Origin of the sequence: Solibacillus faecavium (assembly GCF_014836905.1) — a bacterium.
GTDB classification, from domain to species: Bacteria; Bacillota; Bacilli; order Bacillales_A; family Planococcaceae; genus Solibacillus; species Solibacillus faecavium.
This window is the reverse complement of sequence record NZ_JACSPZ010000006.1, coordinates 33,707-49,141: the sequence shown is the minus strand read 5'-3', so window position 1 is coordinate 49,141 and position 15,435 is coordinate 33,707. Positions and strand designations below refer to the sequence as shown.

Annotated in this window: 14 protein-coding genes; 3 read left to right on the top strand and 11 right to left on the bottom strand. The window is 37.0% G+C overall.

Annotated features, from left to right (window positions below):
- Positions 1–102: 102 nt before the first annotated feature.
- Positions 103–2,292, bottom strand: coding sequence for a DNA topoisomerase III (locus H9635_RS12890; protein WP_191700715.1), 2,190 nt, complete (start codon positions 2,290–2,292; stop codon positions 103–105).
- A 497-nt stretch (positions 2,293–2,789) separates the two neighbouring features.
- On the opposite strand from H9635_RS12890, the gene H9635_RS12885 reads away from it, so the two are divergent.
- A complete protein-coding gene (locus H9635_RS12885) occupies positions 2,790–2,990 on the top strand; it encodes a cold-shock protein (protein ID WP_008404655.1) in 201 nt (66 codons plus the stop codon).
- A gap of 183 nt (positions 2,991–3,173) precedes the next feature.
- On the opposite strand, the gene H9635_RS12880 is transcribed toward H9635_RS12885, so the two are convergent.
- The 10 genes from H9635_RS12880 to H9635_RS12835 form a co-directional block, all read right to left on the bottom strand.
- Positions 3,174–3,884 (bottom strand): ABC transporter permease, encoded by a 711-nt coding sequence (locus H9635_RS12880; protein ID WP_191700714.1) that lies wholly within the window; start codon positions 3,882–3,884, stop codon positions 3,174–3,176.
- Entirely contained in the window at positions 3,884–4,729 is an 846-nt protein-coding gene (locus H9635_RS12875) for an ABC transporter ATP-binding protein (RefSeq protein ID WP_191700713.1), read from the bottom strand. Before H9635_RS12875 ends, H9635_RS12880 begins: the two co-directional genes overlap by 1 nt.
- Before the next feature lie 146 nt (positions 4,730–4,875).
- Positions 4,876–5,814 (bottom strand): LytTR family transcriptional regulator DNA-binding domain-containing protein, encoded by a 939-nt coding sequence (locus H9635_RS12870; protein ID WP_191700712.1) that lies wholly within the window; start codon positions 5,812–5,814, stop codon positions 4,876–4,878.
- A gap of 129 nt (positions 5,815–5,943) precedes the next feature.
- Positions 5,944–7,110 (bottom strand): aminotransferase-like domain-containing protein, encoded by a 1,167-nt coding sequence (locus tag H9635_RS12865; RefSeq protein ID WP_191700711.1) that lies wholly within the window; start codon positions 7,108–7,110, stop codon positions 5,944–5,946.
- 128 nt (positions 7,111–7,238) lie between these two features.
- A complete protein-coding gene (locus tag H9635_RS12860; protein ID WP_191700710.1) occupies positions 7,239–8,426 on the bottom strand; it encodes an MFS transporter in 1,188 nt (395 codons plus the stop codon).
- Positions 8,423–8,839, bottom strand: a complete 417-nt coding sequence (locus H9635_RS12855; protein WP_191700709.1) for a MarR family winged helix-turn-helix transcriptional regulator — start codon at positions 8,837–8,839, stop codon at positions 8,423–8,425. Before H9635_RS12855 ends, H9635_RS12860 begins: the two co-directional genes overlap by 4 nt.
- Positions 8,840–8,981: 142 nt before the next feature.
- A complete protein-coding gene (locus H9635_RS12850; RefSeq protein WP_191700708.1) occupies positions 8,982–9,797 on the bottom strand; it encodes an undecaprenyl-diphosphate phosphatase in 816 nt (271 codons plus the stop codon).
- A gap of 50 nt (positions 9,798–9,847) precedes the next feature.
- Positions 9,848–12,040, bottom strand: a complete 2,193-nt coding sequence (locus H9635_RS12845) for a HelD family protein (RefSeq protein ID WP_191700707.1) — start codon at positions 12,038–12,040, stop codon at positions 9,848–9,850.
- Positions 12,041–12,254: 214 nt separating this feature from the next.
- Positions 12,255–12,809 carry an NADPH-dependent FMN reductase gene (locus H9635_RS12840; RefSeq protein WP_191700706.1) on the bottom strand — a complete coding sequence of 185 codons (555 nt, stop codon included), beginning with the start codon at positions 12,807–12,809 and terminating at the stop codon, positions 12,255–12,257.
- 127 nt (positions 12,810–12,936) lie between these two features.
- Positions 12,937–13,743, bottom strand: coding sequence for an NAD(P)H-binding protein (locus H9635_RS12835; protein WP_191700705.1), 807 nt, complete (start codon positions 13,741–13,743; stop codon positions 12,937–12,939).
- Between the two features lie 100 nt (positions 13,744–13,843).
- Between H9635_RS12835 and H9635_RS12830 the strand changes: the two genes are divergently transcribed.
- Both H9635_RS12830 and H9635_RS12825 read left to right on the top strand, forming a co-directional pair.
- Positions 13,844–14,878, top strand: coding sequence for a PseG/SpsG family protein (locus H9635_RS12830; protein WP_191700704.1), 1,035 nt, complete (start codon positions 13,844–13,846; stop codon positions 14,876–14,878).
- A 154-nt stretch (positions 14,879–15,032) separates the two neighbouring features.
- Entirely contained in the window at positions 15,033–15,218 is a 186-nt protein-coding gene (locus tag H9635_RS12825; protein WP_191700703.1) for an SE1832 family protein, read from the top strand.
- Positions 15,219–15,435: the final 217 nt, after the last annotated feature.

Genomic DNA, 15,435 nt, shown 5'->3' with positions numbered 1-15,435 from the left:
AATTTCAAATTCTTTAAATAAAAAAAACGCAAGAACATTGTCACTTCCACTGACTTCATGTTCTTGCGTTTAGTTATTTAAAATAATTAGTTAAAAAGATGATTAATCGTCAAATTTCATACCTTTTAATAAATCCGCAAATGCATTATTGATCGGCTCTGCTTCTTTTTCTTGCTCTTTTAAATACTTTTGGACACTGCGTTTGTCCACTTTGCCGCCGCCTTCTTTTTTTCGGCGCGCTTCAAAGGCAGACAATTTTTCACGATATCCGCATTTACATACGAAAATTTGGCCATCGCCTTGTCCATGCAATTCAAGCTTTTTCTTACATTGAGGACAACGGGCATTCGTTACGCGGGAGACATTTTTACGGTGACCGCATTCACGGTCCTGGCATACGAGCATTTTGCCTTTCTTCCCGTTCACTTCTAGCATCGGTTTCCCGCAGTCCGGACAGGATTTTGTTGAAATATTATCGTGCTTGAATTTTTTGTCGCTCTTTTTTATGTCCGAAACGATCGCTTTTGTATGTTGTTTCATTTCATTAATGAATATATCTTTTTTCAACTTACCGTTAGCAATTTGTTCAAGCTTTTGCTCCCACTCAGCTGTCGTTTCAGGAGATTTCAACTCGTTTGGCACTAAGTCCAATAACTGGCGGCCTTTTGACGTAATGTGAATATCTTTCCCACGCTTTTCAATAAGGAAGGAATTAAATAATTTATCAATAATATCAGCACGAGTTGCAACAGTACCTAACCCACCTGTTGATTTTAATGTATCGGCAAGCTTTTTATTTTGTGTATTCATATATTTTGACGGATTTTCCATCGCTGTTAGTATTGTAGCCTCTGTGAAACGGGCTGGTGGTTTCGTTTGCCCGGAAGTTTGAGCTAGTAAATTAACCTGCAGTACTTGTCCTTTTTCGAGACGTGGTAACAATTGCTCCTTCACATCTTCATTTGAATCTTCATCGTCAAATCGATTTGAGTAAACTTCTTTCCATCCAGCAGATAGCACCGTTTTACCGCGCGCAATAAACTTCTCCTTACCGATAAGGGCCTGCACTGTCAATTGCTCATATTCATGTGCCGGGAAAAGAACAGCCAGAAAACGCTTAACGACTAAATCATAAATTTTACGCTCTTTATCCGTAAAATTCGCAAAATTAACGTATTCTTCAGTTGGAATGATGGCGTGATGATCTGAAACTTTGCTGTCATCTACAAAAGATTTATTTGCTTTAATTGGTTTCGTTAATACTTTATTTGCCAATGTACGATATTCACCTACGCTACATGCTTTTAGACGCTCTGATAAAGTACCTACAATATCAGAAGATAGATAGCGAGAATCTGTACGTGGATATGTTAGCACTTTATGTGATTCATACAACTTTTGCATAATATTTAGCGTTTCTTTTGCGGAATAGCCAAATAGTTTATTCGCATCACGCTGTAATTCTGTTAAATCATAAAGCCCGGGAGAAAATGTTTTTTTCGGCTTTCGTTCCACATCGATTACTTTTGCATCCTGCTTGTCCAGTTCATTAACTATCGAATCAATCTTTTCCTTATTAAAGCTGCGTGAATTTCCAGTAGCATCTTGCCACGTTAATTTTAATTCCTTCGTTTGTGCCTCGATACCGTAGTAAGTTTGAGCTTTAAAGTGCTTTATTTCATCCTCACGTGCCGCTACCATTGCGACTACTGGAGTTTGCACGCGCCCAGTGTTTAGCTGTGCATTAAATTTCGTCGATAATGCACGACTCGCATTCAGCCCGATATACCAGTCGGCCTCGCTTCGGGCAACTGCTGCATGATATAGGTTTTCATACGCTTTGCCTGGCTTTAAATTCGCAAAGCCTTCTTTAATCGCTTTATCAGTAACAGAAGAAATCCAAAGACGTTTAATCGGCTTATTCACTTTTGCACGGTCTATAATCCAACGTGCTACAAGCTCTCCTTCACGTCCTGCATCTGTTGCGATAATGATTTCATTGACATCACTACGTGTCAGCTGTGATTTCACTGCATTATATTGCTTGCTCGTCTGTTTAATAGTCGTTAGTTTTAAACGTTCCGGAAGCATCGGTAAATCTTCCAGCTTCCATTGCTTATATTTTTCATCATAGCTTTCGGGATCTGCCAGTGTCACTAAATGGCCTAGAGCCCAAGTTACAATGTATTTATCCCCTTCCAAAAAGCCATTTCCTTTTTTATGACACTTCAGCACATTTGCAATATCTCGTGCTACTGAAGGTTTCTCTGCCAATACTAAACTTTTAGCCATCGTACACAATCCTTTCATACCTCTTTAACCCAACTATACCATACATTAATTAAGCCTTGGCGTAATTGTGTCCAACGTTTGTGGCACTACATGTTTAACAAGTCAAATATTCAAATTTTGGAAAATAAATCAATATGACCCTTCAATTAATTCCCTTTTTATTTAAATTATTGTAAAAATAACCTATTTATTTAATAATTACGCAAAATTTTATTCATTTCATTAAAATTTAAGTGGTAAAATAAGATTATTTCCGATATAATTTAATCGTTCTTTCACTTCATTTGTATGAAAAATCAAAAATTTCATCTCTTTTCGAGAAAAATTAGTAGACAGTTGGATAATCTTGTTATACAATAAGATTAATTAAATTGCTTAAGCTGTTTACGATTAATTCACATATTAAAAAAGTGAACGTGTACGCTCCCTTTTTTAATGTGTGAATTTTTTTATACATTTAGCAATTCAATAATTAATTTTTTTGGAGGTTTTCTCTCATGCAACAAGGTACAGTAAAATGGTTTAACTCAGAAAAAGGTTTCGGTTTCATCGAAGTTGAAGGCGGTAACGATGTATTCGTACACTTCTCAGCTATCCAAGGCGAAGGTTTCAAAACTTTAGACGAAGGTCAAAAAGTTGAATTCGACGTTGAAGAAGGCAACCGTGGCCCACAAGCTACTAACGTAACTAAACTTTAATTTTAACGATTTAAGTATATAGTTAGTTGCAAGAAGCATACTCACATCGAGTATGCTTCTTTTTTTATAGTTTCATAATGAACGAATAAAGAAGTTTGTCCTTTAAACATGCCACTCTCCTTCTGCTTTAATATTTCAACATCAAAAAAAGCTTCCCGAAGTTAATTCAGAAAGCCCCGTATACTATAAGTCTTTTGTGCGTTTATTAAACAGTACTACCGATATTGCGATTGCACCTGCTGTCCATGCAGTGATTATGCTAAATGCACCTATTAATTCAGTGAATGCTGCATTTGCCTGTGACAGCTCTGCCAATCGTATCAATTGTGTACTCGGTAAAACTTCGACAATTTTGTATAATAGATGATCTTCTCCTAAAGCTAGTGCCAATGGACCGAATGTAAAAATAATCATTACTGGTAGAACAGCTAAAGAAGCTTCCATAATGGACTTTGTAAATAAACCGCAAATCGTTCCTAACGCCAAGTAGAAAGCTGTCGAAAGCGCTAAAGCAAGTGCAATTACTATAATCTGCTCCGGTGCAAACCCTACTAAATAGCAAGATACGGCTAAAATGATGGCTGTCATTAAAAATACTAGTAAGCTTTTTCCAAATAATATATCAAATGTTGAAGCCGGCGACATCATTAAACCACGCAGCGTATTCCTTTCTTTCTCTTCAGCAATCAGACATGCCTGAACATACGTAGTTACCATTGAAAGTGTTACATTCAAAGGCAAAAAGTACATATCAATGGAGTTAGAGCCCATTCGTCCATAAAAAAGTGCTAAAACTAACGGCATAAGTACAACGGATGATATTACATAATTACGGGAAAACTCTTTATAGTCCTTCATAAAAATGGCTTGAATACGTTTTACTGAAATGTTCATTATAAATCACTCCCTGTTATTTGTACGAAAATATCGCCTAATGTTGGTTCATTGGAATACATACGTGACACACGCTTTGCCTTCATCCACTCCATTAATTGCACCGCACCCTGTTCGCCATTATAGACAACATGATTTTCTCCATTCTCCAGTTCCACTGTAAATGAGTGGTCGCTATATTTTTTCTTTAGAGCAAGTGGTGTATCAATCTCTCGAATTTCGCCTTTATGTAGGAAGGCAACACGATTACATAGCAACTCTGCTTCTTCCATATTGTGTGTTGTTAAAAAGATCGTTGTGCCTAACTCATTTAATTTACGAAGCCCGTTATAAATATGCTGAGCATTTACTGGATCGAGCGCAGATGTAGGTTCATCCAAAAACAGCAATGGCGGTTTATGCATAATTGTGCGGGCTAGAACAACACGTTGCATCATCCCTTTGGAAAGCTGATTAACTTTCTTTTTACGATCCTTCTGCAAATTCACGAATGCCAATGCTTCTTCTATTGTACTTTTAGGCAAATTGTACAACTGACTGTACAGTAATAAATTTTCTTCAATGGAGAGACGTTGGTATAGCCCACTATTGTCTGACAAAATGCCAAACTTCGATTTATTGTGGCCTTTATTCATTTCACTTGCTGGCTGTCCAAAAACAGATACTTGACCACCTGTATGTGTTAACTGTGCTGTCAATATTTTAATTGTTGTCGTTTTCCCTGAGCCGCTTGGACCAAGAAAGCCGAAAATTTCTCCTTTACGAATGGAAAAGGAAACATTTTTTAATGCCTCTTCTTTTCCGTACTTCATTTGTAGATTTTGCACCTCAATAATTGCTGTCATTTTATTTCCTCCCTTGAAATCGTTGATACCATTAATTTAAAGGAAGTGCGCATTCACTGCATTATAATATCGGTGAATTGTCGCTTTATAGGGTTGTTTGGTGTTATAAATCGATGAGTGGTGCAAACTATTTCCCAGGAAATCTTTTATATTCCGACAATTTCTTTTAGCTCCGAAAGCTTTGTTCTTGAAAGGGGCACCTCTAATTTTCCTGTACCTTGCAGTGATAGACTATAGCTATTGCGTGTCCATGAGATTATTTCCCTTACTTTTTGCAAATTGACGATATATGAGCGGTGACAGCGGAAAAAGCCGAAATGATGCAGTCGTTTTTCCAGCTCACTCAATGTTAATGTACATGGATATGCTTCTCCCGCTACATAAACAAACACTTCCCCTTCGACACTTTCAATATAGTCAATTTCAGGTGGATTAAATAGAATGATCTTTTCATTTTTTTTCGTTGGAATCTTTTCGATTTTCAACTGAATCGTTTCAATCGGGCCTTGTCCTTGTTCCTGTTGCTCTTCTTTAACGTCCATTTTATGTAAGCCTTCTTCATCCAGCCTTAATATTTCGCCTTCCGAATTAATTAAATGCTCTAAATTATTCGATAGTAATACTATTTTTTTGCCTGCAAGTTGAAGTTGTATAATTAAATGCATTAGAACTTTACGTTCAACTTGTTGTAAATTTTGAAAGGGTTCAATTAATACAATTGCTTCCTTCCGCTGTACATAAGCCTTTAAAAAGTTAAGCAATTGGCGTTCACCAGAAGTTAATTCATTTACACGGATTTTTTTTAATTGTTCTAAGCCAAATGCCTTCATAAGGGCCTCAACAGAATCGTTCATATTATGTAATTTTAAATAAAACTGAAATGTTTCCTCTACAGTTAATCGCTCGTAATGCCCTTCTTCATGTGCATGAACGTAAACTTTAGGCATTTTCAATAGTTGCAGCTTTAAAAGATTCATTTTTGTTACGTCTGTATAAATATTGACTAAAGGTTTTTCTGTACATAATTCCACTGCAGGTAAAAGTACTTCCCCAAACTCTTCAATTACTTCAATAGTTAATTTCAATATCGTACACCTCGTTCAAATGGGTATTTTATAAAACATTATACTACTATTTCACAAATTTCCTATAAATGGTTTATATAAAAAAGCTATTGCTTGAATGAATCAACACAATAGCTTCGAAGTATGAATTTATAAAATTTGCCCTAATCGTTTAATGCCTTCTTCAATAATTTCTGGGGTAGCGTTTGTATAGTTAAGGCGCATCGTGTTTACTTCCTTTTTCGATGTGTAAAATGGATTGCCCGGTACAAAGGCCACTTTTTGATCCATTGCTTCATGGAATTTTTCAAGGGCATTTACCCCTTCTGGCAACGTTACCCAAATAAACATGCCGCCTTCAGGTTTTGTATAGGAAACGTATGGCGGGAAATATTTTTCTATTGCGGTCAACATCGCATTTGATTGCTCCTTATAGAGAGCAATTATTTTTTCAACATGCTTCTCATAGGCATTATTCGTTAAATAATGATGCAACGTGTACTGCGCAAAAATATTCGTATGCAAGTCCGATGCTTGCTTTGCCGTTTCAACATGACTTAGAAATTCATGGTTTTTCGTAAGTATATAGCCTAGGCGCATACCTGGTGCAACTGTTTTTGAAAAAGAACCTAATAGGACGCTATTTTCCATCTTACCTGCTGCAATATAGGGTAAATGCTCTCCTGTAAAACGCAGCTCGCCATATGGATCGTCCTCAATGAAAATGATATCTTCATTTTTTACCGCTTCATAAACTTCTTCCCGGCGCTTCTGTGTATAAGTTAAACCGGTTGGATTTTGGAAATTGGGTACTGTATAAACCATTTTGACATTACGTTTTTTCAGTGCTTCTTTCAATTCTGCTATATTTATACCTTCCGTTTCCAAAGTGACACCGTGGAAAGTCGGTTCGCGTAGTGTAAATGCCTGAATTGCCCCTAAGTATCCCGGCTCTTCTATAATAACGCCATCGCCTTTATTTAAAAGTACTTTCGAAATAAGCTCCAGCGCCTGCTGTGATCCAGTTGTGATCAGTACATCATCAGCTGTATAATCCAGACCGGGCTGCTTTTTGTTATGTTTTTCTGCAATATACTGACGTAGTGGTAAATACCCTTGAGTCGTGGAATATTGGAAAACCTTCGCACCACTTTCATCAATCGCATGATTAACAGATTCTTTCAACTGCCCGATTGGAAAGGAAATCGGATTTGGCAATCCCCCGGCAAATGAAATGACATCCGCTGAGTCCGTTACTTTTAAAATATTACGGATAAATGATGATGGTGTGTTTAATATACTATCAGAATACTGCATTGATGTTTCTCTTCTTTCACTTGGAATTTTCAAAATTTTAGCACTTTTCTAATCAATATACAATAGGTAAGTATCAATTAAGAAAATGCCTACCTATTGCTAGTTTATTTATGACATGGATGTGTCAATTACACCGTTTTCGTTTTTCTTCCTACTAAAAAATAATAAAGTGGAATACAGATTAAAATAAGCGGAATCATGGATGCAAATATCACACGGTAAGTTGTATGCGGCTCTACCATCCCTAGAATAAACGGTCCAATACCTAAACCTAAATCATACAAAATAAAGTAAGTCGATGTGGCTAAACCAAAACGATGTGGTTCAGTCACTTTAACAGCAATTGTTTGGGCAATTGAATTAAAGTTCCCGTAACCAAGTCCGATCAAGGCAGCAGCAACAAGTAACATCCAGCTTGCTGAAGCTTGACTAAAGAGCAGCATACCGACTGCAAAAATAACGAGACATGGGTACACAATAATATTTGGTCCACGTAAATCCATTAATTTCCCTGTGTAAGGGCGTGAAAATATAATGATAAAGGCATATGCTAAAAAGAAGTAGCTTGAAGCTTCTACTAAATTGATTTCCCTTGCATAAAACGTTAAAAACGACATAACACCTGAATAGGCAAAACCGATTAGTAACGCAACAAATGAAATCGGCAATGCTTTCGGTTCGATAAATTTTTCAAGTAGTGATAATTTTTTTGATTGATGCTCTGAATTAATATTTTTTTGAGTTATTGATACTTTAACAAATAATGAGGCAATTAATAAAAGTAATGATAATACAGTATTTGTATAGAAAATTACATCAAAGCCATTTTCAAGTCTCATCATAAACATCCCTACAAAGGGCCCTATTGCTGTTGCCAAAACAGCACTTAAGCTAAAGTAGCCGATTCCCTCTCCCTTACGTGCTGCAGGTAAAATCGTGGCAACAATTGTCCCTGTTGCCGTACCAATTGTGCCGACTGCGACCCCTTGTAATAAACGGATTACCAATAAATACGTAACCCCCCACTCAAATAAATAAAGGGTTGTCGTAATAAAAAATACAATTAAACCAGTCAACAGTACTTTTTGCGGACCGCTATTTCCAATCAATCGCCCTGCTCCTAATCGACCCATTAATGTTCCTATAATGAAGATGCTCGATACAAGACCTGCAATACTTGTTGATACATGATATGTTTCTACTGCATAGCTAGAGATCGTTACCATTAAAAGGAAAAATATTAAAATAGACATGAAATTAATGATTGATACAACAATAAAATCCTTTGTCCATATAGGCTCTTTTACTTCATTCATGTTAATCCTTCTTTCAATAATTGTTCCATTTCATTTAAGGCTTGCTGAAATTTTTTTTGTTGTTCTTCTGTTAACGTACTTAATAATCGCTGCTGCAGTAATTTAATTTCCGGAAAAATGATTCCATACAAATCTTCTCCGCTTTCTGTCAAACTCAAATATTTTTCACGCTTGTCTTCCCCGTATTTTATTTGGATTAGTCCACGCTGGGTTAACGTTTTGACATTTGCTGATACAGTTGGTTTTTCCACATCCCAGTATTTTGCTATTTGACTTGTTGTCGTTAAACCATGTTCCATTAAATAATGTAAAAGCGACCAGTTAGCATTCGATAATTCGTGTGGAGCCAATATAGTAGTTAAATGTGTAGTATAACGTTTATGAAAACGATGTATTTGTAAAAAGAATGTCATGTCACTTCTTCACCTCCGAAATTAGTTAGTTAGACTAACTAATTAAATAAAAGTTTGCATACTTTGTCAATATGCAATATATTAAAGCCCCTAAAAAGAAAAGCACGTTCCGAAATGCCCTTTCGAAACGCGCCTCACATAACTAATAGAAAATTAACAATAAAGTACCAACTAAGAAACAGTAATAAGCGAAATAATGTAACTTACCATTTTTCATGATTCCCATAAACCAACGCATAGCAAAGTATGTCATAAATAACGTTGCAAGGAACGTTACTGTGTAGGGAATGGCTAAGTCCATTTTATTTGGCTCATCTAAGAAATCCGAATAGCCTAATACTACTCCACCTAAACTTACCGGAATATACAGCATGAACGAGAATCGTAAAGCTGTCTCTTGGTTCATACCAACTGCAATGGCAGATATAATTGTCGCACCTGATCGGCTAATACCCGGTGTTAATGCAACCGCTTGCCCTAAGCCAACTAAAAACGCATCTTTAGTTGTTAGATCTCCGTCACGTTTTGTACCACGCAAATTACGAATTAGCCATAAGGCAATCCCTGTAACAAATAACATGATGGCAATGATTGTCATGCTTACATTATCTGCAATTACATCACTAAGCAATACACCTAAGACACCGGCTGGAATAGAGCCGATTATAACGTATATCGCAAAGTTAAAGTCTGCACGGTACCTAGCATCACGTGTTTTAATAAACAGTAAAAATCCAGTAAGCAATCGAATAATATCTTCACGAAAAATGAACATAATAGCGATTAATGATGCAGTATTCGTTAAAATGGCGAACATAAAACCTTGCTCACCCATCCCTAAAATTTCACTGGCAATCATTACATGACCACTGGATGAAACTGGAATTGGTTCTGTTAAACCTTGCACCAATCCGATAATAAAGTGCTTTAAAACTAAAATCAAATCAAAGTTTTCCATTTGTATCTCCTAAAAAATGTTGTTATCTTCTGTTAGACGAAAAAGTACGCCTAAATGTTCTCCTCTTTACGATAATACTGTTCGCCAATGTGTGCAAGGGCTTTTGGTAAAGTTCCACCTGTCACAAAAAATAATTGGCGTGTAGCACGCGAAGCCATTGTATAAAGTAAATAAGCATCCATCTTTTCGGTATAGACCCCAGCATTCGCATCCGCTACAACCACTGTCGTAAATTCAAATCCCTTCGCCATATAGCCCGGCATAATTAAAATGCCCTTCATATATACCTTTTGCTCCTCCGTTACGAGCTGCAATTGTGGTACGAGTGGCTTTAATTCATGATATAACTGCTCACAGGCTAACTTATTTTTGCATAATATGACAAAGCTGTCCTGCTCTTTAAATTGTACTTTTACGAGTTGGGCAAGCGTATCAGTTACAGTCACAGTCTCAATAACTTGCGGCTTCTCCCCTGATACACCGAGCGATTGTGTCGTCGTATTGTTCAATATGGCACTCATAAAATCGGTAATCTCATTTGTTGAGCGATAGGATTTATTCAGCTCGACTACTTTGAAATGCTTTGCCAATGGACCAGCCAGTGAATCCTTCATTTGTGGATGCACGAGTTGATTTTTGTCGCCCAGCAATGTGTAATGGGCTTTCGGATGCATCGCTTTAATTGTTAAGAGCTGTAAATAAGAATAATCCTGAATTTCATCAATAACGATATGTTTGATTGTATTATTGGCATACAAGCCTTTGACAATTGCCTGCAAGTACATAATTGGCGCTAAATCTTCATAATACAATATGCGATTTTTTAATGTTTCAGTAGTTGCCTCTTGAATCGCCTGCATAAATAAATCATCTTTTTCGAATCCGAGTGAATTAATATACATTTTATTGATGTTAACGAAACCGAGTTGCTGGATTGTACTTTCTAGCTTTCCATATCTTTTTTGCAGCTTTTCATTTACTTGCTGTTCAATTTCCTTATCCGTTCCGATGTAAGCATTTACAGCCTTTAGTTCTTTCATCAATACTTTACGGTCCTTCGATTTTTGCTGCCCCACTTTTTCCAATAGAACATTACGAATTTTTTTTAGGCGAAAATCGATGTCCAGTGCACCGTATTTCTCATAAAACAATTCGGTTAGCTTTTTTGCTGAAACGAATAATTTCCCTTCTACCTTTAAGTTATAAAATGGCATGCCCGCCTTTTTTATGCTCGCAATATAATTGAGCAGTTGTTTTACATAATTATGGGATCCCTTAAATGCATAATGTTCACGCCCTTCATCGGTCGCAAGTTGAAGCCGCTCAATGTTTTCGTAGCTTGTTTCCGCTTTGTAATGTGTTAATTTTAAATCGCGCAATAAACGATAATATGTTGTATGCTGTACATTTTCTTCACCGAGCTCCGGCAAAACATTTGAAATATAGTCATTAAATAAATCCGATGGTGAAATGAGTAAAATGCTGCGCGCATTCATTGTCTGACGATATTCATAGAGCAAAAAGGCAATTCGCTGCATTGCTACTGACGTTTTCCCACTACCGGGTGGTCCTAGTACAATGAGATTGTCTTTATTTGAAGAACGAATGACGATATTTTGGTCACTTTGTATGGTAGCAACGATCGACTTCATCTTTTCCTTTGCAGTATCGGATAAAAGGCTTTGCAGTACTTCATCTCCTACATAAATATCCGCATCCAATACCTGCAGCAACTCATCATATTTCACTTTGTATTGGCGGCGTCCTTGAATCGTTACAGAAATATATTCACCGTCCGGAATTTGATAGCGTGCCTGTCCAACTTTGTTTTCATAAAAAAGACTCGAAATCGGTGCACGCCAATCATAAATTAGAACATCATCCGTTACTGGCTCCCTAAAAGTCGATAGTCCAATATATAAATGCTCGCGGTCACCTTGTTCATTTTCGAGTGATATGCGTCCGAAATAAGGACTTTTATATAAAATTTGCATCTTGGCAAGTTGTTCACTTTGCTGTACATATTCTCGTTCACGTAATTGCATCGTCTGTAGCATTTGTGAAAACTGGATGGCACTTTCCCCTGAAATGTCATTAAATTCTGAAGAGGCTTGTGTACGTTCCTCGACAATGTCGCCTTTTTGCTTTTTTAAATGGTTTGTTTGCACTTCGATTTGTTGTTTTAACAGCGCACTAATTTGCTTTAAATGCGCCTCTTCCTTTTGCCAAATCGTTTGTTCCATCTTCTGTTCGCCTCCAAATGCTCCAAAAGTAAAAATTTTACTTACTTATTTTCAGATGAATATTCATGCTACAACAAAATCACATGAGATTCAATCTGAAGGATGTATTATTTTCCATTATTTAGAATACAACTAAAGATGATATACCCAATACGGCAGATGACAAGCTAAACAAAAAAAGTGAAGCATCCATTTGCGGGACGCTTCACTTTTTTTACTGAATATCTACTGGCTGTTTTGACAATGTTTTCGTCATTTCACAATATTGAACGAAGACACGTGCTAATTCACGAAGACGGTTGTGCACATCTTCATCGATAATTTTATTGTCCTTATCAAAGTGATCAGCATGAGTATATACATAGTTTGGTGTAACTAGGCATCTGAAATAGTCCAAAATCGGACGTAATTGGTTTTCTAATACTAAATGGTGCTGATACGTACCGCCATTGCCGATAATCGCTGCTGGCTTGTAGCGCATTGCTTTGGGTGGAATCATATCAAACGCATTTTTCAATACACCAGGAATAGATGCCTGAAAAATCGGTGAAGCAAATATATAAGCATCAGCTTCTTCAAATTTTTGAATCATCATTTTCATATCGTCGTTAAGCGGACTGCCATCTAAAATTTGATGCTTTAATTTTGAGAAATATAATATCTCCAGCTCCAGTGAAGGGTTAAACGCTTCGATATATTGTTGAACTTGCTCCAAAAGAACGCCGGTTTTACGGCCAAATATGGTGCCGTCGACAAGTAATATTTTCATAATTGTTCCTCCATGTAACTCGTTGTACTCATATTGTATCAGAATAACTTATATTGATAATAGGTAGTTGCTTATGAAAGATCAATTTCAGTCTTTTGTCTGACATTGTTATGTCGGAATAGAAATGCTATTTTTCTTTGTCCGCTACCTTTAATTTACTGCGATCCATTTCAGTATCTTTATCTGCAGGTGGTAACTCTTCTTCGTTGAATTTCTTCCAATTGAAGGTTACTTCCTCGTCTACAAACGAGGCTTTTTCTACATTCATCGGCATTTCCAATTCCAACAGCTCATCTGATAAATAAATAGCTACTTTTTCCTTTTTACCATGCAGCGCGATGACTTTCATAGCTTTAGCAATTTGCTTTGCAGGGATTGAACGCACCTTTTTCATCGGACCCACCAGTAAAGGATTGAGCACTTTTAATAGCTTTTCCCCCACCGTTTCTCCTAACCGAAACTCCGGACGGTTCCCTGTTATTAATGAGGGGCGCACAATGGATAGTTTCGGGAAGTCCATATTAATCAATTCCCTCTCTAAATTCCCTTTTACTCGACTATAATATGCGAACGCTTTTTCGTTTGCACCCATTGCCGAAATAACGATAAAATGACCGACTCCCTTATTTTTAGCAAGTGCGGCAACTGTCAATGGATATTCAAAATCAACCTTTTCAAACTGCTCTTTTGACCCTGCCTTTTTCATCGTTGTTCCTAAGCAGCAAAACACTTCATGCGCAAACTCAAAATCACACTCATCAATTTGATCAAATTCACAAATTTTTACATCTAATTTTGGATGGGAAAAATCAAGCGGTCTTCTCGAAAGGACATTTACTGCCGCGTATTCATCACTTTCACACAGTAGCTTAACGAGTGCAGACCCAACTAATCCTGTTGCACCTACAACTAAAGCTGAACGCATTACTTTCATATCTTTCCTCTTTTCTACGATTTAATGTATGTACTCTCTCATTCATAATTTCGGTTATTCCACCATATTTTATAGAGATAGTGGAAAGGATGGGATATACGTGCAAAAAAGAAAAATTATCTGGATTATCGAGCATTGCGATATTAAAGGGACGTATCCTTTTGAACGTGCGGTAACATTAGCAAATTTATTGCAGGATGAGAGTGTCATTCTATTCGTTAAAACTACTAACCAGCAGCTCATTGATAAATTGGCCCAAACAGGCTTAAATATTATTCTTTTCGAACGTTTTACTGAGCTTAAAAAGAAAATTCGTGAAATTGAACCGCATTTAATTATTCATGACGGAAAAGATACTCTAGTAGAACAAGTTGAAATGATTAGACCATTTTGCTCTACTATTGTTCACTTTGATGATTTTGGAGTTGGCGCACAGCTGATAGACTGCCACCTTGTTGCTCTGTTTGGCGAATCTCATGAAGATTCACATGTACACGAGCTTGCAGGCAGTTATGCATTTGCCGTCCCACCGAACTTGGAGAAAGTTGCATATGAAGTTCTCGAAACACCTGACAGTACTATAAAAGGCGAACTCCCGCACATTGTTGTCGCCTTTGAAGATGGAGATAACAATAATTTAACATACCGTACATTGCGTCACCTAACACAGTTGCACATCCCGCTGAAAATTTCCGTTGCCATTGATGATGATTATAAGCATGACTTGGATAGCTTAAAATTAATGGCTTTAAGCCGAAAAAATACAGTCATTGTCCAAAATTCCGACGCACTTCTTCAACTAATGCCACAAGCGGACTTAATTATTTGCAATGCCAACTATACACCATATAAAGTTGCAGCAGCCGGTATTCCTTGCATTACAACCGCTCAACATGATAATGAACTAAACTATGCTTTCACTCGTGAAATGAATGGCTTTATCCATATTGGCTTAGGTCGGAAAATGAAACAATCAATTATTCAAAATGCGGTAATGGAGCTTTTACTTCATGAACAACGTCGCGAACGAGCTGTCCGTAAACAACGTAACCTTGAAATTTTGACAAACAATGAGATATTAAAAAATCTATTGTTGGATTTAGCCTATGCTCGCCACAATATGGCACACATTTAAGTATTGGTAATTGTAGTCTGCGCCTTTCGGGTATATATTAATGTATTTCTTATATAGATTCCGCAAAAAATTAAGGTTTCTTATCCTCCATATTAGAATGCATTATGTTACAATATGAAAAGATAAATTTTCGTTCGTAAAGGAGCAATTATCGATGTTAACAAAAGACCAGCTGCAGCAGCAAATCGCCGAATTAAAGATGGATTACATCAATCTTCAGGGTGATATGGAAAAGCTTGAATCAGTAGGCCATCCAGACTCAGTCAATCAAGCGCTCGTACGTCTTGAAAATATGGAAGCACGGCTAGCAGAACTAAACAAACAGCTCGCAGCACTTTAATGTTGCGGGTTTTTTAATTGATAAATTTTTTTATAAAGAAGAATATAGTTGATTGGAGTGTAGGCGGCGACTCCTGGGGGAATAGCGAAATTTATTTTGCGACGAAAGCGAAGCGGCAGGAGCACTGATACCTGAGACTACAGGCTCAGGTCACGCCCCCGGAAAGCGTCCGCCGAAACGGAAATCAACGTTATTAGTAGGAAACACTAAAACACTC

What these genes read in the sequence shown, in the direction of transcription:
- H9635_RS12840 (WP_191700706.1), bottom strand. Translation starts at nt 12,809, where the DNA reads ATGAAAATATTACTTGTCGACGGCACCATATTTGGCCGTAAAACCGGC.
- H9635_RS12835 (WP_191700705.1), bottom strand. Translation starts at nt 13,743, where the DNA reads ATGAAAGTAATGCGTTCAGCTTTAGTTGTAGGTGCAACAGGATTAGTT.
- H9635_RS12890 (WP_191700715.1), bottom strand. Translation starts at nt 2,292, where the DNA reads ATGGCTAAAAGTTTAGTATTGGCAGAGAAACCTTCAGTAGCACGAGAT.
- H9635_RS12880 (WP_191700714.1), bottom strand. Translation starts at nt 3,884, where the DNA reads ATGAACATTTCAGTAAAACGTATTCAAGCCATTTTTATGAAGGACTAT.
- H9635_RS12860 (WP_191700710.1), bottom strand. Translation starts at nt 8,426, where the DNA reads ATGAATGAAGTAAAAGAGCCTATATGGACAAAGGATTTTATTGTTGTA.
- H9635_RS12845 (WP_191700707.1), bottom strand. Translation starts at nt 12,040, where the DNA reads ATGGAACAAACGATTTGGCAAAAGGAAGAGGCGCATTTAAAGCAAATT.
- H9635_RS12825 (WP_191700703.1), top strand. Translation starts at nt 15,033, where the DNA reads ATGTTAACAAAAGACCAGCTGCAGCAGCAAATCGCCGAATTAAAGATG.
- H9635_RS12875 (WP_191700713.1), bottom strand. Translation starts at nt 4,729, where the DNA reads ATGACAGCAATTATTGAGGTGCAAAATCTACAAATGAAGTACGGAAAA.
- H9635_RS12850 (WP_191700708.1), bottom strand. Translation starts at nt 9,797, where the DNA reads ATGGAAAACTTTGATTTGATTTTAGTTTTAAAGCACTTTATTATCGGA.
- H9635_RS12855 (WP_191700709.1), bottom strand. Translation starts at nt 8,839, where the DNA reads ATGACATTCTTTTTACAAATACATCGTTTTCATAAACGTTATACTACA.
- H9635_RS12865 (WP_191700711.1), bottom strand. Translation starts at nt 7,110, where the DNA reads ATGCAGTATTCTGATAGTATATTAAACACACCATCATCATTTATCCGT.
- H9635_RS12885 (WP_008404655.1), top strand. Translation starts at nt 2,790, where the DNA reads ATGCAACAAGGTACAGTAAAATGGTTTAACTCAGAAAAAGGTTTCGGT.